The 23,676-nt window shown below is 59.3% G+C and carries 17 protein-coding genes; 6 read left to right on the top strand and 11 right to left on the bottom strand.

The genetic code is table 11. From position 1 onward, the window contains the following. The first annotated feature begins 395 nt into the window (after window positions 1-395). Genes MTX19_RS31735 through MTX19_RS31725 form a run of 3 tightly spaced genes read left to right on the top strand, consistent with a single transcriptional unit; the run spans window position 396 to window position 3,157 of the window. The gene (locus MTX19_RS31735) at window positions 396-1,505 is read left to right on the top strand and encodes an electron transfer flavoprotein subunit alpha/FixB family protein (RefSeq protein WP_280973431.1); all 1,110 of its coding nucleotides are present in this window, start codon (window positions 396-398) and stop codon (window positions 1,503-1,505) included. 11 nt (window positions 1,506-1,516) lie between these two features. Next, window positions 1,517-2,824, top strand: a complete 1,308-nt coding sequence (locus MTX19_RS31730; protein WP_280980782.1) for an FAD-dependent oxidoreductase — start codon at window positions 1,517-1,519, stop codon at window positions 2,822-2,824. Window positions 2,825-2,860: 36 nt separating this feature from the next. Next, the gene (locus tag MTX19_RS31725) at window positions 2,861-3,157 is read left to right on the top strand and encodes a ferredoxin family protein (protein ID WP_280980781.1); all 297 of its coding nucleotides are present in this window, start codon (window positions 2,861-2,863) and stop codon (window positions 3,155-3,157) included. Between the two features lie 142 nt (window positions 3,158-3,299). Here MTX19_RS31725 and MTX19_RS31720 read toward each other — a convergent pair whose 3' ends face one another. The 5 genes from MTX19_RS31720 to MTX19_RS31700 all read right to left on the bottom strand — a co-directional run bounded on the left by MTX19_RS31720 (window position 3,300) and on the right by MTX19_RS31700 (window position 7,118). Next, on the bottom strand, window positions 3,300-3,893 hold the full coding sequence (locus MTX19_RS31720) for a carboxymuconolactone decarboxylase family protein (protein WP_280973428.1): 594 nt from the start codon (window positions 3,891-3,893) through the stop codon (window positions 3,300-3,302). Window positions 3,894-3,899: 6 nt separating this feature from the next. Further along, window positions 3,900-4,454: a peroxiredoxin gene (locus MTX19_RS31715; protein ID WP_280973427.1), complete on the bottom strand. Its 555-nt coding sequence runs from the start codon at window positions 4,452-4,454 to the stop codon at window positions 3,900-3,902. 340 nt (window positions 4,455-4,794) lie between these two features. Then, entirely contained in the window at window positions 4,795-5,436 is a 642-nt protein-coding gene (locus MTX19_RS31710; protein ID WP_280980780.1) for a DUF2478 domain-containing protein, read from the bottom strand. Window positions 5,437-5,481: 45 nt separating this feature from the next. Further along, window positions 5,482-6,618, bottom strand: coding sequence for a molybdenum ABC transporter ATP-binding protein (gene modC, locus MTX19_RS31705; RefSeq protein ID WP_280980779.1), 1,137 nt, complete (start codon window positions 6,616-6,618; stop codon window positions 5,482-5,484). Beyond that, window positions 6,615-7,118, bottom strand: a complete 504-nt coding sequence (locus tag MTX19_RS31700; protein ID WP_280973424.1) for a hypothetical protein — start codon at window positions 7,116-7,118, stop codon at window positions 6,615-6,617. The genes modC and MTX19_RS31700 overlap by 4 nt, the downstream gene beginning before the upstream one ends. 1,347 nt (window positions 7,119-8,465) lie before the next feature. Between MTX19_RS31700 and MTX19_RS31695 the strand changes: the two genes are divergently transcribed. The 3 genes from MTX19_RS31695 (at window position 8,466) to MTX19_RS31685 (ending at window position 15,829) form a co-directional block, all read left to right on the top strand. Further along, a complete protein-coding gene (locus MTX19_RS31695) occupies window positions 8,466-10,349 on the top strand; it encodes an NEL-type E3 ubiquitin ligase domain-containing protein (RefSeq protein WP_280984939.1) in 1,884 nt (627 codons plus the stop codon). A 3,439-nt stretch (window positions 10,350-13,788) separates the two neighbouring features. Continuing rightward, complete coding sequence (locus MTX19_RS31690; protein WP_280980778.1) at window positions 13,789-15,570, top strand: hypothetical protein; 1,782 nt, start codon at window positions 13,789-13,791, stop codon at window positions 15,568-15,570. A 13-nt stretch (window positions 15,571-15,583) separates the two neighbouring features. Beyond that, window positions 15,584-15,829: a hypothetical protein gene (locus MTX19_RS31685; protein ID WP_280973422.1), complete on the top strand. Its 246-nt coding sequence runs from the start codon at window positions 15,584-15,586 to the stop codon at window positions 15,827-15,829. A 294-nt stretch (window positions 15,830-16,123) separates the two neighbouring features. Here the strand turns inward: MTX19_RS31685 and MTX19_RS31680 are convergent, their stop codons facing one another. The 6 genes from MTX19_RS31680 to MTX19_RS31655 form a co-directional block, all read right to left on the bottom strand. Further along, the gene (locus MTX19_RS31680) at window positions 16,124-16,795 is read right to left on the bottom strand and encodes a hypothetical protein (protein WP_280973421.1); all 672 of its coding nucleotides are present in this window, start codon (window positions 16,793-16,795) and stop codon (window positions 16,124-16,126) included. A gap of 59 nt (window positions 16,796-16,854) precedes the next feature. Then, entirely contained in the window at window positions 16,855-17,604 is a 750-nt protein-coding gene (locus tag MTX19_RS31675) for a hypothetical protein (protein WP_280973420.1), read from the bottom strand. Between the two features lie 1,406 nt (window positions 17,605-19,010). After that, the gene (locus MTX19_RS31670) at window positions 19,011-19,610 is read right to left on the bottom strand and encodes an effector protein NopP (RefSeq protein ID WP_280980777.1); all 600 of its coding nucleotides are present in this window, start codon (window positions 19,608-19,610) and stop codon (window positions 19,011-19,013) included. A 370-nt stretch (window positions 19,611-19,980) separates the two neighbouring features. Further along, window positions 19,981-20,394: a tetratricopeptide repeat protein gene (locus MTX19_RS31665; RefSeq protein WP_280980776.1), complete on the bottom strand. Its 414-nt coding sequence runs from the start codon at window positions 20,392-20,394 to the stop codon at window positions 19,981-19,983. Window positions 20,395-20,578: 184 nt separating this feature from the next. After that, on the bottom strand, window positions 20,579-22,696 hold the full coding sequence (gene sctV, locus MTX19_RS31660; protein ID WP_280980775.1) for a type III secretion system export apparatus subunit SctV: 2,118 nt from the start codon (window positions 22,694-22,696) through the stop codon (window positions 20,579-20,581). A gap of 439 nt (window positions 22,697-23,135) precedes the next feature. Next, the gene (locus tag MTX19_RS31655) at window positions 23,136-23,675 is read right to left on the bottom strand and encodes a hypothetical protein (RefSeq protein WP_280980773.1); all 540 of its coding nucleotides are present in this window, start codon (window positions 23,673-23,675) and stop codon (window positions 23,136-23,138) included. Window position 23,676: the final 1 nt, after the last annotated feature.

Raw genomic sequence — 23,676 nt, 5'->3', positions numbered from 1 at the left:
GCAACGTCACATGGCTCGCCACGTCGTATGCGGCGCGCTGTGCCGCGGCTGGGGTGCAAGCATCTCGCGCAAGGCGCACTTGCCTGGCCGATCGTGCCGGACGTGATCTGCCAGATTCGACGCGGTTGCAGGGGCGGCGCGGTGCCAGCGGTGACGCTCGTCGTGAAACGGAGTGGGCAGGGTCTGCTGTCGAGAAAAGCTCGAACTACGATCCGCGCGGTACGGCCGCCATCGTCAAGCGCCTCCTTACTCACCGCGCCTGCACCGGGAAGACAGGCCCCGTGCAGACTGCCGAGAAGCTGTCAGATGCTGATCAGGTCCATCTTCGGGGACGACCCGGCAGGAAGACTAATCTTATGGCGCAGGTGCGCAGGGTCTGAGGGGAATTCATAGATATGAGCAAAGTCACTCAAGCCGCGATGCCGGCCGCAGGCGGTCGCGCAGCAGCCAAAAAAGAACTGCCGGAGCATTTCAAGGCCTACAAGCATGTCTGGGTCTTCGTCGAGCAGGAGCGCGGTCAAGTGCATCCCGTCTCCTGGGAGCTCATGGGCGCCGGCCGACGGCTCGCCGACAGGCTGAATGTCGATCTCGCCGCCGTTGTCATCGGTCCGGAAGGAGAGACCACGCGTAACGCCGCCCTTGAAGCCTTCTGCTACGGCGCCGATCTGAGTTATCTCGTCTCCGATAGTGTGCTGGCAGAGTATCGCAACGAATCCTATACCAAGGCGCTAACCGATCTCGTCAACACCTATAAGCCCGAGATCTTGCTGTTGGGAGCGACCACCCTCGGCCGCGACCTTGCGGGTTCTGTCGCGACCACGCTATTGACCGGGCTCACCGCCGATTGCACCGCCCTCGAAGTCGATGCCGATGGTTCGCTTGCGGCCACGCGTCCGACCTTTGGCGGTTCGCTGCTTTGCACGATCTATACGTTGAATTACAGGCCGCAGATGGCAACAGTCCGCCCGCGCGTCATGCCGATGCCCGAGCGCGTGATGCGCGATGCCGCCCGCATCATCATCCATCCGCTCGGTCTCATTGAAGACAGTATTGTCACCAAGGTGCTGTCGTTTATCCCAGATCGCGATTCCGAAACATCCAAGCTCGCTTATGCCGATGTCGTGGTAGCCGGCGGCCTAGGGCTTGGATCGTCGGAGAACTTCGAGCTGGTGCGCCAACTCGCAGGCGTGCTTGGCGCCGAATATGGTTGCTCGCGCCCTCTGGTCCAGAAGGGTTGGGTTCACTCTGAGCGCCAGATCGGCCAAACCGGCAAGACCATCCGACCAAAGCTCTATATTGCTGCCGGCATTTCCGGCGCGATCCAGCACAGGGTCGGCGTGGAGGGCGCCGATCTGATCGTCGCGATCAATACCGACAAGAACGCCCCGATCTTCGATTTTGCCCATATCGCGATCGTCAATGACGCCATGCAGTTGTTACCGTCGTTGACGGCGGCATTTCGAGCGCGGCTTTTGCCACAGTCGCGCGCCCGGATCGCAAGCTAGAGGAGATTGTCATGATCCAGGAGAGATTCGATGCGATCGTTGTCGGGGCCGGCATGGCTGGAAACGCTGCGGCGCTGACCATGGCCGAACGCGGGATGAAGGTCCTGCAGCTCGAGCGCGGCGAATATGCCGGATCGAAGAACGTCCAGGGCGCGATCCTCTATGCCGATATGATGGAAAAGCTGATACCCGACTTTCGCGAGGACGCGCCGCTCGAACGTCATTTGGTCGAGCAGCGGTTTTGGATGATGGACGATCGGTCCCACGTCGGCATGCATTACCGCTCCGAAGACTTCAACGAGGAGCGGCCAAACCGCTACACCATCATCCGCGCGCAGTTCGACAAATGGTTCTCGTCGAAAGTGCGGGAGGCTGGCGCGACCGTTCTGTATGAGACCACGGCCACCGAGCTTGTACGAGACAATTACGGGAAAGTCAGAGGTGTTCGGACGGATCGCCGTGACGGTGAAATCCAAGCCGACGTCGTTGTGCTGGCGGAAGGCGTCAATGGCCTGCTCGGGACGCGCGCGGGCTTGCGTGCGCGGCCGACACCCGACAAAGTGGCACTCGCGGTGAAGGAAATGCACTTTTTGCCACGCGAGACGATCGAGGCTCGTTTCAATCTCAAGGACGACGAAGGCGTCGTGATCGAGGCGGCGGGAACCATTTCCCGCGGCATGACCGGGATGGGCTTTATCTATGCCAACAAGGAGTCCATTTCGCTCGGCATTGGCTGTCTTGTCGCCGACTTCCAGCGGACCGGCGAGACACCCTACGGGCTGTTGGATCACTTCAAGAAGCATCCGTCCGTGGCATCGTTGATCGCAGGCTCCGAGGTCAAGGAATATTCCGCGCATCTCATTCCCGAGGGCGGATATAGGGCAATCCCGCAGCTCTACGGAGAGGGCTGGGTGGTGGTGGGCGACGCCGCGCAATTCAACAACGCGGTTCATCGCGAAGGCTCCAACCTCGCGATGACCTCAGGCCGCATCGCGGCCGAAGCGATTTCTCAGGTGAAATCGCGCCGCGATGGCATGACCGCAAAAAATCTGTCGCTCTACAAGAAAATGCTGGACGAGTCCTTCGTGATCAAGGATCTCAAGAAGTACAAGGATTTACCGCGGCTGATGCATACCAATTGCCAAAGCTTCTTTCTCACCTATCCGCAGCTCGTCTCCCGCGCAATGCAGAACTTCGTGCGCGTCGATGGTACGCCGAAGGTCGATAAGGAGAAAGTGACAATCAAATCCTTCGTCAAGGCGCGGTCCTGGACAGGCCTGTTCGGAGATGCCGTCCGTTTTGCTCGCGCGTGGCGCTGACGAGCAATGTCGAAGCTGGACAAAGGAGACTGGAACATGAATGCCGAGCAGTCGGTACGCGTCGAGGACAAGTTATACTACAATCGCTATCTCGTCGATGTCGGTCGCCCGCACGTCAAGGTCCGCCGGCACACGACGCCGTCGCCGCAGCTGCTTGCACTTTTGAGAGCCTGCCCCGCGCGCTGCTACGAACTCAACGACAAGGGCCAGGTCGAAGTCGCGGTCGACGGCTGCATTGAATGCGGTACCTGCCGCGTGATCGCCGAACCGACTGGCGACATCGAATGGAACTATCCGCGCGGCGGATATGGGGTGCTATTCAAATTCGGCTGAAAGGTGCACGAAACGGGGGAGTGATCTCCGTCTCGAACGGTAGTCACCGACGCACCCATTCTGCCTGGCCAGGCTCGTGCGCGGAAGGCGAGAGTTCGAGCAGGGCTCGAATGGTGGAGCGCTCTTGCAAGCCGAGCCTTGGCTATCTGCCTTTCACTCCGGCGCCGCGAATAGCTGGAGAGGGCCGATCACCCGTCGCGGCAGGCAGCTCGGGCCCGGCCGCTTCGATCGCAACCGCAACTGACTGCACGACGGCGGCAAAGCGCACCGCCGTCTGAATTGCTTCGGAACTGACGCCTGCTGCCCGCAGCGCCTTCTCGTGGGCGTCGAGACAGGTGCCGCAGCCGTTGATCGCCGAAACTGCCAGCGACCACAGCTCGAAATCGGATTTGTCTACCCCGGGATTGCCGATCACGTTCATACGCAGCCTCGCCGCCATCGTCTTGTATTCCGGGTTGGAAGCCAGGTGCACGAAGCGGTAGTAGACGTTGTTCATCGCCATCACGCAGGCTGCGGATTTTGCCGCGGTGATCGCCTCTGGCCGCATCACGGCGGCCGCGGCCGACTCCATCGCGGCGATCACGGCCGGATGACGAGTGGCGATCGCGCTCGCCAGCAGCAGTCCATACTGGCGCTGCGGTGACAGCGTCTCATCGGCCACCAAGGACGCCAGGTTGAGCCGGACATCCTTGGCGAAGTCAGGGATTTTCTCTTTCAGTTGCTCGATCGATGACATGCCGCCTCAAGCAACTTTCAAGGTTTCGCCACCGATCTCGCGGTTGCAGGGACAGAGCTCGTCGGTTTGCAGCGCGTCCAAAACGCGTAACGTGTCCTTAGGGCTACGGCCGACATTGAGGTTCGTGGCATAGAGGTGCTGGATGGTGTTGTCGGGGTCAGCGATAAAGGTGTAGCGATAGGCGACACCGTCTGGCGAACGCACGCCGAGGCCGTCGACAAGCGCTCCCTTGGTGTCGGCAAACTGCCAGATAGGCAAATTGCGCAGGTCCTCGTGCGCGCGCCGCCAGGCCAGCTTGCAGAACTCGTTGTCCGTCGAGCCACCGAGCACGACCGCCTCACGATCGGCAAAGTCTTTGGACAGCCGAGCAAACTCGGCGATCTCGGTCGGGCAGACGAAGGTAAAGTCCTTGGGATAGAAGAAGATGATCTTCCATTTCCCCGGGAAGCTCTTTTCAGTCAGCGTCTCGAACGCGCTCTGTCCTTCTTCTTCGTGCGCGTGAAACCCGGGCTTCACGCCAGTGATTTCGAACGGTGGCAACTTACAACCAATTCCGAGCATGCTTGTCCTCACTAAAATTGCTCCGCAGGGATCCTGAAGCATGGGCGAAGCAAGCGACATGCCATTTGTTCGCAAGATGCAATTGTCGACGGTGCAGCAAGGAAGGCGCATCATGGGCGTTGGAACCCCAGTTTGGCTTAGAACTGCCTTCACCCGGATCAAGACGAGTTGCGGTCGCGGACGCCTTTGAGCCAGGAGTCGAAGCGATGCGTCCGTCTAAGTCGAGTGCTGACGCGGTCGTAGGGCTTCACAGGGCGGAACCCAACACAGCCGGGTTTGCCGGGCCCGCGCTGAACAGCACGCCCGTAAATACAACTCGTCACGTCATGAATGAAAGAGTTTAAGGCTGCTTCCGCAGATGACGAGTGAATCGGCCGGATCGTCGGGGATCCGCCGTCGTCGATCGCGTCGGGACCGTGATCAGCCTGTCGGGTATGATCGTTCCCAGATGGCTGTGGCTGGAATTGTGTACGCGGATGGCCGCCAGGTGCTTGTCGACACGGTTCCACCATCGCGCCATGCATTGGCGCTCGCACGCAAGCGTCGTGAAGGCGTCCCCGGTGAAAGCCCGCCAGTCAGCAAGACATTTTGCGGGGACGGCCGTAAGAAGTGGCAAGCCATGCACGATCGCATCAGAAAATTCGGCGCGTAGGCCCTGGCCCAATGCCTCCTGGCTGGAGAATTTGTTGATCACGATAAGATCGGCGTTCTCGTTGATCGCCCGGGATACGACGCTTGCGGCTTCGGCAAGTCCACTCGTATCGAGCTTGCAGGAGGTCGCTCCTGTCCCCAGGGATTGACAGATCGAAATCTCGCGTCCTGTCGCAATGTCGACCGCGAGCATGATCGTCGTGCCGTTTGCGTTCTCGACGTATCGTTGGACAATCCCGCCGACTCGTGCGCCTTGATGAGCGAGATCCTGAGCAAAGTCGGCGAGCAGGGCATCGACGTGGTCTTCGGGCCGGTAGAGAATGGCGGCCAAGAAATTTGGATCGATCTCGCCAAATGCGGTGGTCATGGTTTGATCCTATTGTTGCTCATTCGCCCGCGTCGCAGCCGCCACGGCGCGCGGTGACGGATCGAAGGCAGCGACCGGCAAGAAGCGCGCGACTTCGGCGAAAACGTCCATCCCGTCGGAGAGCCCCAGGGCATCGAAGGATCGACGCGGAATGCGCGCCAGAATCTGGGCGGCTGAGCCTCCAATTTCGAGCGCGAGCACCAACGTGGCCTCAGCCGCGTCGAACGGCATCGAGGCTTTGATGCGTGCCGGAATGATATTGAGGATCGAGCTCGCGCGCGGCGCCTCGCGCGCGACGCTGACGTCACGGGCCGCAATGCGCAGCCGTCGCCGGGTGCCTGGCGCAAGCGGCGTCCCGGGCACCAACAGGCGCGCGCCTTTGAGGCGCAGGATGATTAATCCATATCGTCCGTCGTAGCCGCTGACGACAGCGTCAAGACTGACTGCGGCATCGCGGCGCGAGGCAAGTGGCAGGGCAGGATCGCTTTGCAAGGCCTGTAACGGGCCAGCAGCGGTCACGGTTCCATGTTCCATCATGACCAGATGATCGGCAAAATGTTCTATATCGGCCGCATGATGGCTGAGATAGATCATTGGCAGTGTAGGATTTTCGTGCAACCGCTCAAGGAATGGACGAATCTCTCGATTTTGCGCAGCGAGCAAATCCTCCACCACGAGGAGCTGGGGTTTTGACAACAAGGCGGAGCCTATCGCGACACGTTGCCGTTCGTCGGCCGACAGAGTTGAGGCCGAGCGGTCAAGCAGCGACGCCAGGCCAAGCAGTTCGACCACTTCATTGCAGTCAACCTTGGTTGGTGTGGACTTGGCGGCGGCGTAAAGCAAGTTGCGTCTGACGGACAGCTGCGAAAACAGGATCGGGCGCTGGGCAACATAGGCGACGGGGCGCAGATGCGGCGGGCGGAACCTGGCCTCGTCCTGCCACACCTCACCATCGAGCGCACAGAAGCCGGCCGGCAGGCGCGTAAAGCCGGCGATGCAGCGCGCGACGGTCTTCTTGCCGCAACCTGGCGGGCCGACGATCGCGGTTATACCCTTGGCCGGTACGCTAAACTGCGCATCAAGCGGGATGCGCCCGCGAGAGCCGCTGAACGCAACTTCGATACAGCCTGGTTTTGCTGCTCTCACTTGTCGGCGCTCATGCTGCAAATTTCGATTAAGGCAACGAGCAGGATCACCGCAAGCAGCAAGATCAGCGTGCCGCCAACGAGCCAGTTCGTTTCGCTCCAGCGTGACGTCTGCATCACGGCGATGCCATAAGGCGCGGCCGCAGCATTGCAGGTTGACAGCTGTACGATAGGCGGCGCTTTGAATAGTTCCGTGCCGTTTACGAGGGCCGCAGTCGAGCGCCGCAACGCGTGCCGGCCGATCACACAGCTGAACAAGGTTTTCGCACTTGTGGGACGATGCTCGACCAGTCCGATCGGACGCAGCACCGCTTGTGGGGCCTGGCCGCATTGCCCGCGGGTCGTGATAAAGTCAAAGGTGGCCTCGCGCCCTGCGTTTTTGCAACGTGCCGCAATGACGTCGGCTGGCCGTGTGGACTGCGGGCCTATCACCAAAGTACGGTTTATTGCCAGCGCATCTGCGTGCACAGGCTGCGTCAGAGTTGCATCGATTGGGATCAATTGACCAGGCTCATCGCGACTCCAGAAGCCGGTACTGCAACCGCTCTTGCCGCTGCAGCACCTTGCGCCCCATCCCAGCAAGCTTCGTGCCGCTCGAGCAATACTGTGCCGAACCGTTTTCGCGCCAATCGAACCGAGGACAGGTGGCTCAGCGCCGTACTCTCGAATGGCTGCGCGTTATGCTCGGGTCTTCGACGTTGCAGTCCTCCAACCGCATATCGCGGATGGGAGAGATGGTCGGACGGCTCTGCGTTGAACTGTCAAGGATGAGTTCGTCTGACGATGTGATGACCGAGACGTCTACCGTGGGCATAAGCCGACATTGTTGGAATGTGTACGATCTCGATCTCATCGATCGAGCTACCCGAGGGAAATGCGTCGCCCGACGGCTACTGTGATGGCATTGACCCCTTAGCTAGAAGTTTAGTGATCTCTTGGACGGACCTTTCAGAGATTTCAGGCATCTATGCTTCATGAGCATCACGATCGACCTCCTCGCACGACTTTGGCGACCATCGCGCCAAGAGTGAGCACCGTGCGCCCAAGCGCAAACTCCCGAACGATTTCCTGATTTCATCGAGCAGCACGCCGGCAGGCCTTGTCTGAGAGCGCACAAATTCGCGCCTCACTCGCTCGTGCTGGCACATAGGACTGGCCATGGCTATCGCTTCGCTGCGCATCAGCGCCCCCAAATCCCCCTATCGGGACTGCGACATCACACTCGTGGAGGCAGCGGACCCAACGGCAGCGATAAGTGTCATGTGCACCGATGCGGAGACCGGCTTGATCATAGGCAGCCCGTCCATCGCGTCGAGCCGCTGCGATTATCTGCGAAATGTCGGAGCAGACGAGGTCATCCGCCTGATCGGCGGCACCTACCGCCTAGCCTCGGTCGCTGTCGATATCGGAGCGCAGGATCTCGCCAGGCGGAGCCGTCGGATAACGGACGAGTTGCGGTTAGCCCCACGGTTGTGGCGACGGACACGGCGACGACGAGGTTCGTGAACGGCTCCGTGCATTGCGCTCGAACACTTGCGTCGACGGCGTCGCCTCATTTGCGCTTGCCGGGTGCTATGCTGACGGCGAAATGGGCCGGGCGCAATGGTGCATCGTGCGTCAGCTGGTCGACAGCTAAACCTGGCAGTTGAAGACCTCTCTACCCGGAATGGCAGCTCCGGCTTGATCCGCTCACGACCTTGGGCGGGCGTTCAGCACTCTTGGTTGGCAACGGCGGTCTTTGATCTCTGCTTTGTCATTCAGGTGATGTTCGTCCGTCGTGACGACTCAGGCTTTGAAAAGTGCCGGTCTGACGCATTCCCTTGCTTGGTGACAGCAGAGGTTGGATCTATGGACGCAGGACGGGCTCAGCGGGGCGCTCGCACGACTTCCGAAACGTCGGAAACTGGTGAAACTTCCGAACCGAGGGAGCGATGGGGCGAAGCCATGACACTGGCGAGGGCGTCTGCCGCCGATCAGACTCCTCGCGAAGCTTCGGCTCCGAGCGAATCGCCGCGCAATCAGGTTGCGGAGAACAGGGCTGCCGAAGAGGGGCAGGGCGAGAACACGAACGGGCCGGAGGCGACGAGGCGAACGAGAGCTTGGGAAGAGGCGGGCGATATCGATGAAGCGCTGGATTTGTCGTCATTGTCCCTGACCACCTTGCCGGCTGCTCTCCCGGCCGGCCTCCGCCGCCTGAATCTTGACGACAACCAGTTGACCACTTTACCCCATCCTCTTCCGGCCGGTCTCCGGCGGCTCTATGCCAGCGGCAATCGCCTATCCAGTCTGCCCGACCTTCCTGCCGCACTGCGGCGGCTTTACGCCATCAGCAATCGGCTAACCAGCCTGCCCGCTGAGCTGCCGCCCGGGCTCCGCCGCCTGAACGTCAACAGCAATCGGCTAACCGATCTGCCCGACCTTCCACCAACACTTCAGGAGCTCGATGCCAGCGGCAACCATCTGACCAGCCTGCCCGCCCTTCCAGCCGGGCTCGAGCGCTTGAACGTCGACTATAATCAGCTGGCCGATCTCCCCGATCCCCTTCCGGCTGCGCTCGAGTGGCTCAGCGCCAGCCACAATCGGCTAACCAGCTTGCCCGAGACTGTCCCGTCAGAGCTCCTATGGCTTGATGCCAGCAATAACCAGTTGACCAGCGTGCCCGAGCCCCTGCTGGCCCGGCTAGGTCGAGAGTCCAGCATCAACCTGGAGGATAATCCGCTGCCCGAGGAGGTGCAGGCCAACCTGATGACGGCCCTGCAGTCTGGGGACTACGCTGGCCCGCAGGTGTTTTTTACAGGGGATGAAGGGGTCGCACAAGTTCAGGCGCGCTCCTTGTCCGATGTTGTCGCGGACTGGCTCGTTGGTGAGCCGAAGATGGTGGCCGCCTGGCAGGGCTTCGCCCAAGAACCGGGCGCCCAGCAATACGCACACTGTCTGGACAGGCTGAGAGGTACCGTGAACTACGGCAATGAGACGTTCCGGCAGGCGGTGCGCGATGACCTGAGGCAAGCTGCGATCAGGCCGCGATTGCGCGAGCAGTACTTCCAACTCGCCCTCGACGCGAGCACGAGTTGCGAAGATCGCATCACTTTGACTTGGAATGGCATGCAGACCGCCCGTCTGAACGTTGATGTCGAGGACGGGGTCTATGACGGGCGGCTCGAGGAACTGCTCCAGCACGGTCGTGTCATGTTCCGCCTGGAGACGCTGGACGGCATCGCGCGCGACAGGGTCAAGTCGCTCCGCCGCGCCGATCCGGACTCCGACGTCGACGAGATCGAAGTCTACCTTGCTTACCAGAATCAGCTGCGTGACCCGCTGGAATTGTTGCACATCGCCCCCGACATGCGCTTCTTGGCCGTCTCGCACGTCGATCAGAACGACGTCGCTGCGGCTGAGACATTCGTGCGGAACCAGGAGAAAACAGGGTTCGCCGATTATCTGGCAACGCGCTGGCAACCTTGGGCGACGGTCGCGCGCCGTATCGCGCCCAAAGACTACGAAGCGATGGAGAAGCGGCTCGCCGATGCAGTAGAAAATGAATTCAAGACTCGCTTGGCCCAAAGCCTCGCCGCGCTTCAGATGACCGCAGACACCCAGGCATCCTCTTCCACGTCCTGGTTGCAGGATGCCGAGCGGGAGCTTGGAGCCGAGATCAGCAGCAAGCTCGCTTGCGAGATCAAGGGCGATCTCCTGCGCAAGGTGCTCACAGACCGAGGGCTTGCGCTCTGAAGCGGTCCTCCAAGGGCAAGGGCCGTCGATCCATCCGCAATCGTCATTACAGTCATGACCTTTTCGGAGATCGACGCCGCAGATGGCAACGGCCTCTTCATTTCTCCTGCATTTGTAGTGTGCGCTGCTCGGATCACGCAAACCAGCAGCCGCAAATCGTTCCCGATTCCGGGAGCCAGCCGCCTGGTTAGCTCGCCGCGCGGCGATTGGCGCGAGCTTGCGATCTGGCGTTCATTTGGCCTTGAGTCCCGAGTGCGACAGCCCTGCCGCAAGCAAGTCGCTCGAATTGTGCTGTCGCTCTGTCGGCATTGGCAACAACCGCTGCGCACAACCTTCGACAGTCGGTTGTGCGCCGGGCGGCCAGGTCGTCGGCATCGGCGACCGCCATGCTGCATGCTCGCGCCCGGGCCTCGACATGTGCAACGCAGGACATATTTTCGCGCCCGACGTTTAAAGGGCTTGAATCGCACGTAGCGTCAGGTCGTACGATCTGAAGTACAAGGCGACGGCCCCGAAGCCTCACGATGGATAACAAACGTTGCGAATGTCCAAAGACTTCAGTCTCGCTCTGCCCGAGGCCGCTGCATGCGCCTTGCGTCGCTTACGCCCCGCGCGGGTAACGTCCCTGCGTTTGCGGCCTGAGCAGGGCATTCCATTCGGGGTCAAACCGGGGCGCCTTCGCTTTACCGCTGTGCAGCGACGGCGTACCAGGATCAGGCCCCATCTTGGCTGGCCCGCGTGCTCGTCTTTGCGGACGAAGGTAGCCAGGCTTGCGAGGTCACTGAAATCGCATGACGGGTCGATTGCGTGGCCGTAAATGGCTTCGTTTTCCTTGTGCGGCTACTTCGTCACCAACGTCTTGGACGCGCGCGTGCAAGAGGAGCGAGCGGTGCGCGGTTTGACGTCGCTCTAGCTCTGAGGTTCCTCATCCAGCATCGCCGCGTGGATCATTCCCTTCGGCCCTCGGGGCTCCCAGGTCATCGGTTGGCCGTAGAATCATCAACTATAGTTACGCAGGACGTTCGAGACCGGCCATGTATCAAGCCGCACAAATCGAGACGTCCCGATCTCGATTCGTGGCGCTGTTCAACAGCAAGCGAAGCCAGTCTCAGCCGCGAGGTTGTGGCCGTCTCGAGAACGATGATCAGCAAGCGCCTTGGGAGCGCCGCCTGGTCGCAAACATCGCGTTCCCTGCCTCGCCGCTTTGGCAGCTTCCACCTGTTCTCCGGTAGACGGGTGATGTTGCGCATTCAAACAATCCTGGAGGACGTGCGGGTCAAGAGAGATGCCGTGAACCAAGGGTCGCGCACTCGTTGGATCTATAAAGGACCTCGCTTTGCGACGGCTATCGCGGTCGTGGCGATAATAACGGCTTTGTACACGGAACACGCACGTGCTCGAGCGGTAGAAGCAGAGGACGCATTGTCGTCTTGCAGGTTGGATTTGACGCGCTTTTGTGGCCACTTTACTGGACGTCAGGATACGGATGTCGTTATGTTCTGTCTCAGAGATAACTTCAAAACCTTGCGTGCTGAATGCCGTCGCGCCATTCCGGTCGCGACGGAACGAAAGGAAAGCGCGAAACGAGGCGGCGTCCACAAGAAGGCAGCGTCGCGTGTGATCCGTCGTGAGAAACCATCGAAGCGGTCGATTCGGAAACGGTGACGGAATGAGTTTCCGAACCGATGCTCCACGAAAGTCTTCATCACGCTGAGTGAATCGAGGTTGATCAATCGGGTAGGAAGCGGGAGGAGACGAGTTTGCTCGCGTCTCGGCCAAGATGTGTTCTTCGACAATGTGCCCGATCCTCGTCACTTATTGATGTTCTAACGACGCGTACCTCGATTGACGTCAGAACCGCAGCGTCAGAGGAAATGTTGTCGCCAAGAGTCGCTCAAAAGTAGAATGTTGCTCAAGCAGGCGCTTTTCAAGGGCGTGTCGTTCCGCGTCCGGCAACTCGGCTTCGAGCAACCGACGACAACGCCAAATGCTGTTTCTTACCGATCTTATCTCGCTCAATCTGTCGTCAATTGACGTCATCACGCAAGCTGACCCGACTTTCAAGTCGCCAAGAAACCCGTCCAATCTCCCAATCTTAGGCAGCCCTCCCACGAAGCGATGTTCAATTCGATTAAGTCGCTGAGGAGAGCCTGTCACAGATTGCTTAGGTGGTCAGGAGAGCGAAGGCATGGTGTGCACGAAGGCCCTCATCAATCGATTATCATCTTGTCACTGCGCATGTGTTGGAATTTGCCGCAGGTCGAGAGGTTTCCCTGCGTTATGGTCATCTACGGTGCGGAATTCATGCGCGCTCCTACCAAGCTTGGTGGGCGCGCATGAGAGAAGTTCTTTCTAGACGGGCGAATCAAACGTGACGCGGGATACGCTCGTCTCTCTGGGGCCGAGTCCACAAGGACGATGTGCTCGTGCCGGGATCGACTGCGAAGATATCAGCGGTTGATCACGAGCCATGGTCGGGCTTTCTCGCCTCAGCTGATGGGAGGGCTGGAATGGCTTCTTGGTCGAAGCCGGCGGTCGGTCCGGGGTCGAACCGGCCGGGTCCTGATCTCGTCTCGACGCTGCCAGTATTGACATGAGCGTGGCCGACCTTGTTCATCGGCGGGTGCTCGGATCTGCGCCTAGACGAGAGCAGCAGTTCGCAAGCCGTTGTGACGATGCGACCGCCGATGGCGCTAGCGCGACCGGCGCGTCCGCTCGCGGCGATCCAGACCGCGCCCGGTCGCACGCCGAGTTCCGGGCGCGGCAATCGCCTCTTCGGTCAACGAGCGGGGTGCGTGCGCTCATCAACGTCACGGAATAGGCTATCTCCGCATCTGCGTCCAATTGGAACACGCCAATCGCGCTCGAACCAATCAACAGAACGAACCGACCGTGCTCGATACCTCAGGTGGCGCGAGCAGGCGGCCTTCCTCCATGGCGGGCCATGCCACAAACCCGCGCTGTGATACCCGGCTGAGCGTTTCGGTCAGGTGTACGTCGCTCTCTGCATAGGCCAGTTTACCGCTTGAACCTTACGTCGCGTCAGGTTGTAGGTTCGAAAGGCGATGAACGAGGCTATGCCGCGCAGGGATCATGATGCATTGGCACTCAAACTCGAGCAGCTTGCTCATCCTCAGTTCTCTCGGTGGGAGGGGCTGTTGGTTAACCCCAGGTCCACCGAGCGTCAGGAAAAGCTGACACGCCAGCAGTTGATTGGTCCTAACGAGGAGCCTCGCGCCATGTGGCACAGAACGATCGAATGGCGTGACCACTGAAACGCTTTCGTGAAGGCTGCAGCCGCGCTCGCGATCAGGTCGGCCCGATCGATCAGTGACGCGAGGCTTGGCACGAGGCAGTTCATCTCCACTCTTGGGCGCCGGATGGGGCGCTTCGCTCGCATAGCCACGAGGGCGCTCGTGGGGGAAGTACGGGAGGTCTGATGTTCGCGCAAACGAAGCTCGATGCCGCGCTGAGTGAGATTGAATGGGCTCGCAACATCGCGGAATTCTCGACTGCGGTGGTCAGCCACGACAAGCAGTTGCGGATGACCGAACAGGCAGTGTTCTTGCAGAAGGCTGCTGCGGAGTTTCAGCGTAGATTCATGACATGCTTCGAGGAAACCATCCGTGCGAGAAAATCGTGGGGCTACGCCACGACATGCAATGCCGTTAGCCGAAGGGCCGGTGGTCAGCCAGGCATGGAGGCATGCGAAAGGATAGCTGCCCAGTTATCGCGATTCGATGACACCCTGATCAGGAAAGTCGGGATCAGGGCGCTGTCGATTTTTGCATCGTCATTCGGGCGCCATCCCAGAAGAGCGGAATGCCGCAACGGAGCAATCAGAATTGCCAAGTTCTGTCGCGATGAGAGCAGGTCACTTCGGGAATTGAACAATTTGAGCCTGGCAGCACTGGTAAATGGATTTTGCAAATGGCCGGAAGAGGCGGCCTTTCGCGAGGCCACCCTTGCGATCGCCGGTGAGATCACTTCCCGCGCGGGCGGCCGCGGCCGGCTCGCTGATTTTACGCAGCAGGGAATGGCAAACCTGGTGAACGGCTTTTGCAAATGGCCAGGAGAGCCAGCGTTATGCCAAGCCGCGGTCGTGCTCGCCCGTGAGGTCCAGCGCCGTGCCGCGCAGTTGCCAGAGTTTGCCCCCCAAGGATTGTCCATCCTGGTGAACGGTTTCAGCAAGTGGCCGGAAGAACCGGCGTGTGGTCAAGCCGCGGTTGCAATCGCGCATGAGGTCGTTCGGCGTGCCAAATGGTTTGATAGTTTCAGCCAGCAGGATTTGGCAAACCTGGTGAATGGCTTCAGCAAGTGGCCAGATGAGCTAGGCGCTCGTCAAGCGACAGTCGCGATCGCGCAGGAACTGCTTCGTAGTGCCGCCCAACTGCGTGGCTACACTCAGCAAGGCCTTGCGAACCTGGTGAATGGCTTCAGCAAATGGCCTGAAGATGAAGTCTGTCGCAGGGCCACCATCGCGATCGCAGGTGAGGTCCTTTGCCGCGACAGCCAACTTCCGGATCATACTCATCAAGGATTGGCAAACCTGGTGAACGGCTTCAGCAAATGGCCGGACGAGGTGGTCTCTCGTCAGGCCGCCGCCGCACTCGCTCGAGAGATCCTGCGCCGGTCCCCTCGGCTAGGTGATTTTACCCGTCAGGGATTGGCGCTCTTGGTGAACGGCTTCAGCAACTGGCCAGAGAATCCGCCGTGCGGCCAAGCGGTCGTCGCGCTTGCGGGCGAGGTCCTCCGGAGCGCCAACCCTGAGACAGGACTGCCGGGTTTTACTGCTCAAGACCTGAGGGGGCTCGTGATGGGTCTCAGCAGATGGCCGGAGCAGGTGGCGTCTCGCCAAGCCGCAATCGCGGCTGCCGATGAGATCAATCGCCGTGGTATCGGGCTCTTTGATTTTACGCGGCTCGAAGCCGAGAGGTTGATCAACGCTTTTAGCCAATGGCCCGAAGAGGTCGCGCGCCAGTCTGCCATAGTGGATATCACCACGGAGCTCCAGGTCATACAGCGTCAAACCGTAGCGAATTGCATTGGAGAGAAGCGATTAGATCACGCGCTCGATTCGGCGACAGACATAAGCGGTCTTTCGCAAGCAATCGTCGACCCGCATGGTGCGAAGACGTCAAAACACGGAAGCCGCACGCAGCATAGCTCTCGCGGATCCGTCCATGGTACGCAGATTCCCCAAGGCCGAGCCAATGCTTAAAAGAAAGCAACCCTTGATCCAGGCTGAGAACGACGTGGTCGAGCATATGCTCTCGTCATTGACGACGATCTCATTGCAGAACCGCATTGCGCCCACCGATAAACAGGTGATGCATCATTTCGGGCTTGCTTGCGAAAGAGCGGGGCTGATCGCAACGGATGAATCGACGATCCGGATCCTAAAGCGTGTCTCTCGAGAGATCCACGGGGCGCGGTCGGTGCTGGAGTTCATCGCTCGCGATGCGCGTCAACTACAGTGAAACAAGTGCAGTGGTCGGTATCCACTGAACTGGAGCCATACGCTAGCTGGGTCTGCTCGGCCCGATCACTTGGCGACTATCAGAAGATCAGAGCGGCGACCGGACCGGCCTCGACGAGAATTGATGCCGTTATCTTAACGCGCGATGCGCGCCGAGCTCGACGAGCCGACTGTGCCAGGCATGTCGCGAACGTAGGCTTCGACAGCCCCGGTGAAGCTGCGCATTGAATACAGCAATCCGGACGAACCTCAGAATGGACAGCGGGCACGTCGGCCTTCCATATAAGCCTCGTACTCAGTACCGCCGTTGCATGATCAGGCTCAGTTCCAAGTCCCGAAGCATCGTGTAGTTCCGTCGGATCCATTGATGCAGCTCGGTTGACCAATCCCTCTCGTTGCGCAGATATCCGGTAAAAGAGAAATTCAGTCGATCGATGTAGGCCTTTAGAAATATCGGTAGCGCAGGGATGTGGAGCACACGTCCGTCATTCATGTTCTCGGGCAATCCGCCGCGCAGCACGAATTCATTATGAACGGTGACCAGATTCCCTGGCGGAACCTGTCGCCGCAGCATTTCATAACTCCGCCAGGAGATACGATCGGCGCCAGCGACGAACAGGATGATCGGCGCGACATACTGGCGCGCCGTCTCCTTCATGAACCCGATCTCATCGCACATCTTGAAGAACTCGTCGAAGGCATGGAAACCGAGATCAATCACCTTGGCCACCCGATCATGGATGATCAGCGGGTCCACTAGCTGCATCTTGCCGTAAGTGTCGATCACGTCCGCTGTCTCGGTGATCCTTGGCAGGTAATCCAGCAATGATGGCTCCTTCAAATTGACGTCGAAGGAGAGCGCCGCGCCGTTCTTCAGCAACAAGAACTCGCTCACGAGGCGAGCGACAAGGGTTTTGCCGACCTGAGGGCTCGGAGAGCAGATGATGTAGACGGGTGTTGCTAACATCGCCAGCAATATCAGTCGAGTGTCGTACCTGGGCTGCCCTTGACTCGCCAACTATGCGTCTATTTCTCGCCGCCGCGAGTCACTGATTTGGCGCCAGCCAATTCTGTCAAGCTGATGCGGTCGTATTCACTCCAGACATTTGCGAGCCAGTGCCGGACATAGCCGCGTAGCACGAAGGAGTAGTTCGCAGGCTCGTCGTTTCGCGCCTTGTTCGCGATGAAGTCAACGAACGGGACCGCGGCCACTTCGACCTGCTCGTAGGCCATCTCGTTGAGCTTGGGGATGGTCAGCTCTGTTGCATACTTGATACGCTGGAAATACGAATTGTAGGTGGATTGGTCCCACTGGAAGAACTGCGTATCATTGATGAAGTTCTTTACCAGAAAATATTTTGCGCCGGCCATGAAGGATGCAGTCTCGGCGATTTCGTCAAGCGAAGCGATGGACGGTCCGAGGATGTGGAATACAGCGAAAGTGATCTGGCCCGACCGTGCTGCATCCAGAAAGCCGATGTCGCGCAGCGAGCCGAGCGCTGAGGATAGCAGGCCAGCCCGAGCATCAATCACCGTGACGGAGATTCCCGAATTGAGAGTATCAAAGATCTTCATCTGATCCGAAGTCGTCGTCATGTCGACGATCTCGGTGATATCCGGATAGAAGCGCTTCAATGTTCCTCGAGGTGATTCCGTATCGAATGCACGTATCTGCACACTATTGGCGCTGAAGTAGTCCAGAAGCGTTCTGGACACTGTCGTCTTGCCGACGCCACCCTTGTCTGCACCAACCACGATCACAACTGGCTTCACCATAGAACTCTCCTGCGACACTCACCATCGCGGACGCGACATGCGTCTGCGGCAAGCGTGTGCTTTGGCTGCGAACATGGCAGAACGAGGGACGCTCGAATGTATGATGCAGAGCTGCGTTAGTGATAGACAGCTTTATTGCCAAGCTGACATGACGGCGCACACAACGAGCGACAAAAGATCAGAACGGAGCTGTCGGCGCCAATGTTGATGTCGAGCTATGTGCGAATGTTCAGTACAGCGCCTCGCAAAGGGCGGGCCGTGGAGATGAAAGTCAATCGCATCACGATCCGCACCTTGGAGTGATGGCCAGCGAAACGAGTTGAATCTGACGTTGCGTCAGGTTGTGGAGCTGTCACGGAGATAACCGGAGCGACGCCAACTGTGTACGGATAGCTGCCAGCGGCGAACTTGCGATCAAGAAGCGGATAGATCCGATCTATCGTGTTGCAGACGCGCATGGGCGGTTGGCGATGGCGGACCGCGTGCGCATGTCACTGAGCGGCGGTTGCATAATCGGAAATCTGGCGCGGTTCGCCAGATGGATTGCAATTCCATCCGCTCTCGTCACCCGGCCCGGCGTGGTGCCCAGCAATCGGATGATTGACTGAAAACCCAAAGTTGGCGAACTGAGATCTCGTTGCGGCTGCCGGGAAGCGATGTCGCTAACCACGCGAACCTGACGATGGCGTCCTTGAGTGAGAATTCGTGAGGCCATCCGGAACGTAAGCCGCGTAAAATGGACGACGGCCGGCAACAAGCGTGTCAACAATGGGCTGCGGCGTTGCGGGGCTCTGCCAGTGGCGGCACTCTCGGGCCGAGCGTGAGATCCGAGGATATGTGGCAGGAGGTCGTGCAAGGCACCTACCTTGTAAGAGTCGTGTCGGCAGTATGTAGAGCTGCGGTTTCGGCACGACGTTACGGATCAGCATTTTATGAAGAAATGCCTGTCATAGCGCAGGTATCGTCATCATATGGGCGGTCTGCTCGAGGTCCTCCCTACATATCGCCTTTTGCGAATCTGCTGGCATCTCGGGGCAGTGACGCGCGATGCCGCGGCCTGGACCCCAGCTTGCAGGAAGTCCGATGCCCGAGACCCATGAGCGCGGCGTCGCGCGCTCGAGAGCTTGAAACAGCAACGGCGCCCACCGGCGAACGGTCGCGCGTGACGAGCCCCGGCGAGCCGCCCCAAGATGGTCTCTCAGCTTGGACCAGGCGCGCCATGGTTGGCGCTTGAGAACGTATAGCCACCGGACGTATTCAGACATTCACAAAGCGGGAGTTTGCCGGAACTCATGCCCACAGCATCAGTGGCCCTGCGCCGCCCAAATGCGGTGTTACGGTCCGTTGTCATATCCGGTTCCGTCTGGCGCATGACCCATTTTCGTTTTCGCAGTCCGCCCGCTCGCTTACATCAAGTCATCGTCCCATTCCGGCGCGTGAGCTGGTGCACGCGCGGGGCTGGCGTGATGAGCATTGCGTTCGCCATCGTCGATTGTCGACAGATATAACGGCGGTTTGTCTTTTCGCTGCCATTTGCCTTCGCTGTTCTTGGTCCACTCGTCGCCGTGGCGGGTCGGGTCAAGCGCCATGATCGAGTGACCCACATCACCAAAACCCAATGCTGCCGTGCGGGCTTTCGCTTGTTCGTTGATAGGATGAGAGAGCAGCAATGGTCGCTCGCCGTCACGCCGAAGCTGGTGTTCCAGCAGAATATCGCCTGCGTTGTCCACAAGCGGGTGAGTGACCTGAAAACTTACAACGGATGTGGCGATCCGTCCTGGAAATTGCTGCTGCCATTGTTCTCCTTCGAACACATCGCTCATATCATCTGCGCTCGTGTTGCCTAACTGGTAGCTGAAATATCGTGCGTCCTTCGAATCAGAATCCGTTCCGCCGTGGTTGTAAGCGACGTCCGCTGCGTGTTCGGCTCTCAACGACACTGAACGCGAGTACCTCTGCGGTCTTGCGGCGATATCCTTTATCTCGTCGCCATAGAAGTCTTTCACTTTCGCCGCAAATGAAGATTGTGAGAGCTCTACCACAGGCGGATCGGAAGCCGGGGAATACGGCCGTGGAGCTGCCGAAGATGAACTGGCGTGAGAGCCACGCGCTGCTATGGTGTGCCGTCTAGCATGCCGGTAAAGCTCTGGTCCTCGGCATTATCGGAGTTGGGAGAATGGCTGGATTGGATGTTGGATGAGCCGTTGATACGGCCATACATGTCGGTGCGTATTCCTTTCGACAAATGACTTGACGTTGAGTGTGTGCCGCTCAAGCCCTGGAGCAGGTAGATATTCACCCAAGCTGACGACAAGATGACGAGGATACGCTAGCATGTGAGAACCGCCTGAGGGGTGCTACTGCGACCGCCGGAGCTCATTGTGGCTCGCTCATCCGCGGTGGTTGGCTAGCGCGGCTGGTTTCGGCCGTTCCGTCAAGTGCGAGCGATAGCCTCAGATTGTTGCGCAACATCGGATTTGCGGGCTCGGCTGCGAGAGCTTGCCGATAGAGGGCCTGCGCCTCACGATGACGACCCTCACTGTCGAGAGCAACTCCCTTCGCGTTCAGGGCGCGTAGATCACCGGGGACGGCACGCAAGACGTTGTCGAGCACCTCGAGCGCTTCATCGGGACGCTTGTGCGCCAGCAAGGCGCGCGCAAGCGGAATCGCCGCATCAACATTACCCGGTTGTTGCTTTAATGAATCTCGCAAGGCGTCCTCATCGGCATCTCGACCAAGGGCGGTCGCGATGCGTTCTCGCGTAGCAGGGTCAATCTCCTTGGTGTTCAACGGCTCTCGCGCTGACGTCTCTGGCGAGAGGCCTGGATTAGTGATGCTGGTGCAGCCTCCGAGCAGTACGATGGCAAGTGAGGTGAAGAGGGCTGAACACACCGGAGGGCGCAACGAGCATAAGTGCCGCCCATCCTTTATCTCATCCGGGCTCATGCGATCTCCTTGCGACTACTGTGTACTGTTAACTGGCGGCGGGGATCGGGTCACGAATCGCTCCTGATGAAGCGCTATCCTTGGCAGCCGTGAGCTTGACCGATCCAATTGGCTGGACGGTGAAATCCGAGGCGAGATCCTGGTAGGACAGAACAGGCAGATCAATCGCGTTGCGGGTAAGAAAGCCGCGCACGAAGCGCCGGATATCCATTGAACCAAGAACTACCGGCCGGTTCTTGCTCCGTGCGACGCTGGAATGGATCTGGCGGAATTGTGAAAGCAGCTTCTCGCTCTGCCAATCCTCTAACACCAGGTAGGGACCGACTGCAGTATCGCGCACCGCGCCACGCACGATCTCCTCGGTCTCACGTTCGATGATGAAGGCGGCCACCACGCCGTGGGCGTTTGCATAGCGATGACATATTTGTCGTTTCAGACCGGAGCGAACATATTCGGCGAGCAGCACGGCGTTCTGCTCCCGTTCACTCCATTCTGCCAACGCCTCCAGGACCAGGCGGGTATTGCGAATGGGAATCCCCTCGTCCAATAGGCGGCGTAGGACGTCAGCGATCCGGGGTACCGGTGTTGTGCGCAGCACTTCCTTTACCAGATCAGCATACTCTTGCTCCATCCGGCCCAGCAGTTGACGCGTCTCCTGAATGCCCACCAAACGCTGTGCGTAGCGTGTCAATGTCGCGTGGACGCGCAAGGCGATGACGTCGCTCGGGCGGTGATGTCCGATTCCGGCGGCTTTGAGAGCCGTCGCATGACCTTGTTCGATCCAGATTCGATTCGTCTCGGGATCTTGCCGAAAGGGGATGCCGCTCAACTCGATGTTCGCCGCGTCATCGTTAAGCACGAGTTGCGTCGGGTCAACGAAATCACCTTCAACCGGCACTCCCTCGACGTCGACCCGGAATTGCGATTCATTTAAGTGTTGGTCGACTTGGGTGGGGATGCGTGGAACCGTGATGCCAAGATCTGAGGAGACCGTTGCCGAAATCTGCCCGATGCTTTGCTCAAGCTCGTCTTTGTCGATTGCATGGATCAGATTCGGGGCGAGGACCAGCGTGATTGGAAGCGCCTCTGCAGGCACGGTCTGCTTCTGAGCTTGGGCCTGAGCCGGAGCCGAACCGCTGGTGCCGGTGCCCGGCTTGGCGGCGGTCTTGCTGCCGGGTATGCCGACCTTGACGAAGCTTGCCGCAGCAAAGAGCGTGGCCAGCATGACGAACGGAGGCAAAGGGAAACCTGGGACGAGCCCCATCACAACCAGGACGCAGGCAGCCAATCGAAGCGCTTGTGTGCTGGCCGTCAGCTGGTTGACGATATCGGCGCCAAGATTGAGTTTGGAAGGACCGTTGACACGGGTGACGATAGTTGCGGCCGTAATTGACAACAGAAGAGCGGGAATCTGCGAGATGAGCGCATCACCTATTGTCAGGATCGTATATTGATGCAGCGCCTCTTCAAGGGACATGCCCTTGGAGAGTATAGCGATCGAGATGCCTCCGAGCATATTGATGCAGATGACTATGAGCCCGGCGATGGCGTCGCCTTTCACGAATTTCATGGCGCCGTCCATAGCGCCGTGAAGTTGGCTTTCTCGCTCGAGTACGGCGCGCCGGCTGCGAGCTTCGTGTTGATCGATATGACCGTTGCGCAGCTCCGCGTCTATCGCCATCTGCTTGCCGGGCAGCGCGTCCAACGTGAAACGTGCCGACACCTCTGCGACCCGTTCGGCACCTTTGGCAAGAACCATGAACTGCACCATGGTCACGATTAGGAATATGACGATTCCGACCGCGATGTTGCCTGATATGACGAAATCGCCGAACGTCTGGATGATGCTGCCGGCGTCGCCCTCAGCGAGAATCAGCCGCGTCGTTGCGACGGTGAGAGCCAAGCGAAAGACGGTTGAGATCAGGATGACGCCCGGCAGGGACGAGAAGTCAAGTGGGGTGTTGAGATACAGCGCGACCATGAGCAGCAGTATGGCAAAGCCCAGGTTGAAGCCGATCAACATGTCGATCACGACGATGGGGATCGGCATGATCATCATTCCGATCGCCAGAAGAAGCATCAACGCGACCATCAAATCCGGGTGTGCCGGCGCGCGCATGATGAGACTGCGTAAGACGTTGGCCATGATGAGCCTTATTGTTGTTTGATTGGAGCTCTGCTGGCCCGCAACGAGACATAGCGTTTGAAGGTGGATTGCGCCTCAGCCATGCGGCCAGCCTGACGCAGGGCGTGACTGCGCAATAGCATCAAAGGCAGTCGCGAAGACGGCTGGTCGTCAAGTGTGTCAAGCCTGTCCAAAACGGCCAGTGCCTCGTGACCCTGTCGCTCCGAGATGAGAGCGTAGGCCAGCATGCGTAGCAGGTCGATATCCCGAGAATGTTCGTGAGCGACGATGCGCAACAAGGCTAAGCTCTGTGCACTCTGCCCACACGCAAGATGGACATAGGCAAGTGCGCAGAGTAAATCACGCTCCGGCCCGGAGATCAGCACGGCCTCACCGGGTTTTGGAACGTTTGGCGGTCGACCAGGTGGAAGCTGTTGCAGTCCATCCGAATTGGACATTGCTAACCTTTGATCAAGCCGTTGTTATTCTGGCGGAGCAGGATCAACCTTCGCAGCTCCAGCTGCAGAACGGCTATCCCCTCGCGTGAGGCCGCATCCTCTGGCGCGTTCGATAGCGCATCGGCCAAACGTTCGAGAAGAGGGCCGTGTTTCTCTGGGCGCAAAACATCGCAATGACGTAGGCGGGGCGTGACGAAGGCGAGCAGGTTGCCAGCGAGAGTGGGGTCATTGAGGCAAGTCAGTTCCGCGCTACGCGCGACCTCACCGAGCTGAGCGGGGGTACCGCTAGGATTGATGCGCGAAACTGGATCGATCGGGTCGAGCGCTAGTTCGCTCTCGATCGTAGCTTCAGCAGGGAGCTCTCGTGTGTAGGAATCCCCAAAAGCCGACGAGCGGCTCGTGCCTGCATTCCCATCCGTGTTTGCGATCTCGAGGCTCTTTGCTCGAGGAATGAGCGGGGTAATGGAAGGTCCATGATCGTCGACATTGGGCGGGCGAAAGGAGGTGCCAGGCTCGATAGAATGGTTGGGCAACCTCGTCATG

The organism is Bradyrhizobium sp. ISRA464 (genome assembly GCF_029910095.1).
In the GTDB taxonomy this organism is placed as follows: domain Bacteria; phylum Pseudomonadota; class Alphaproteobacteria; order Rhizobiales; family Xanthobacteraceae; genus Bradyrhizobium.
This window is presented reverse-complemented; position numbering and strand designations above follow the sequence as displayed.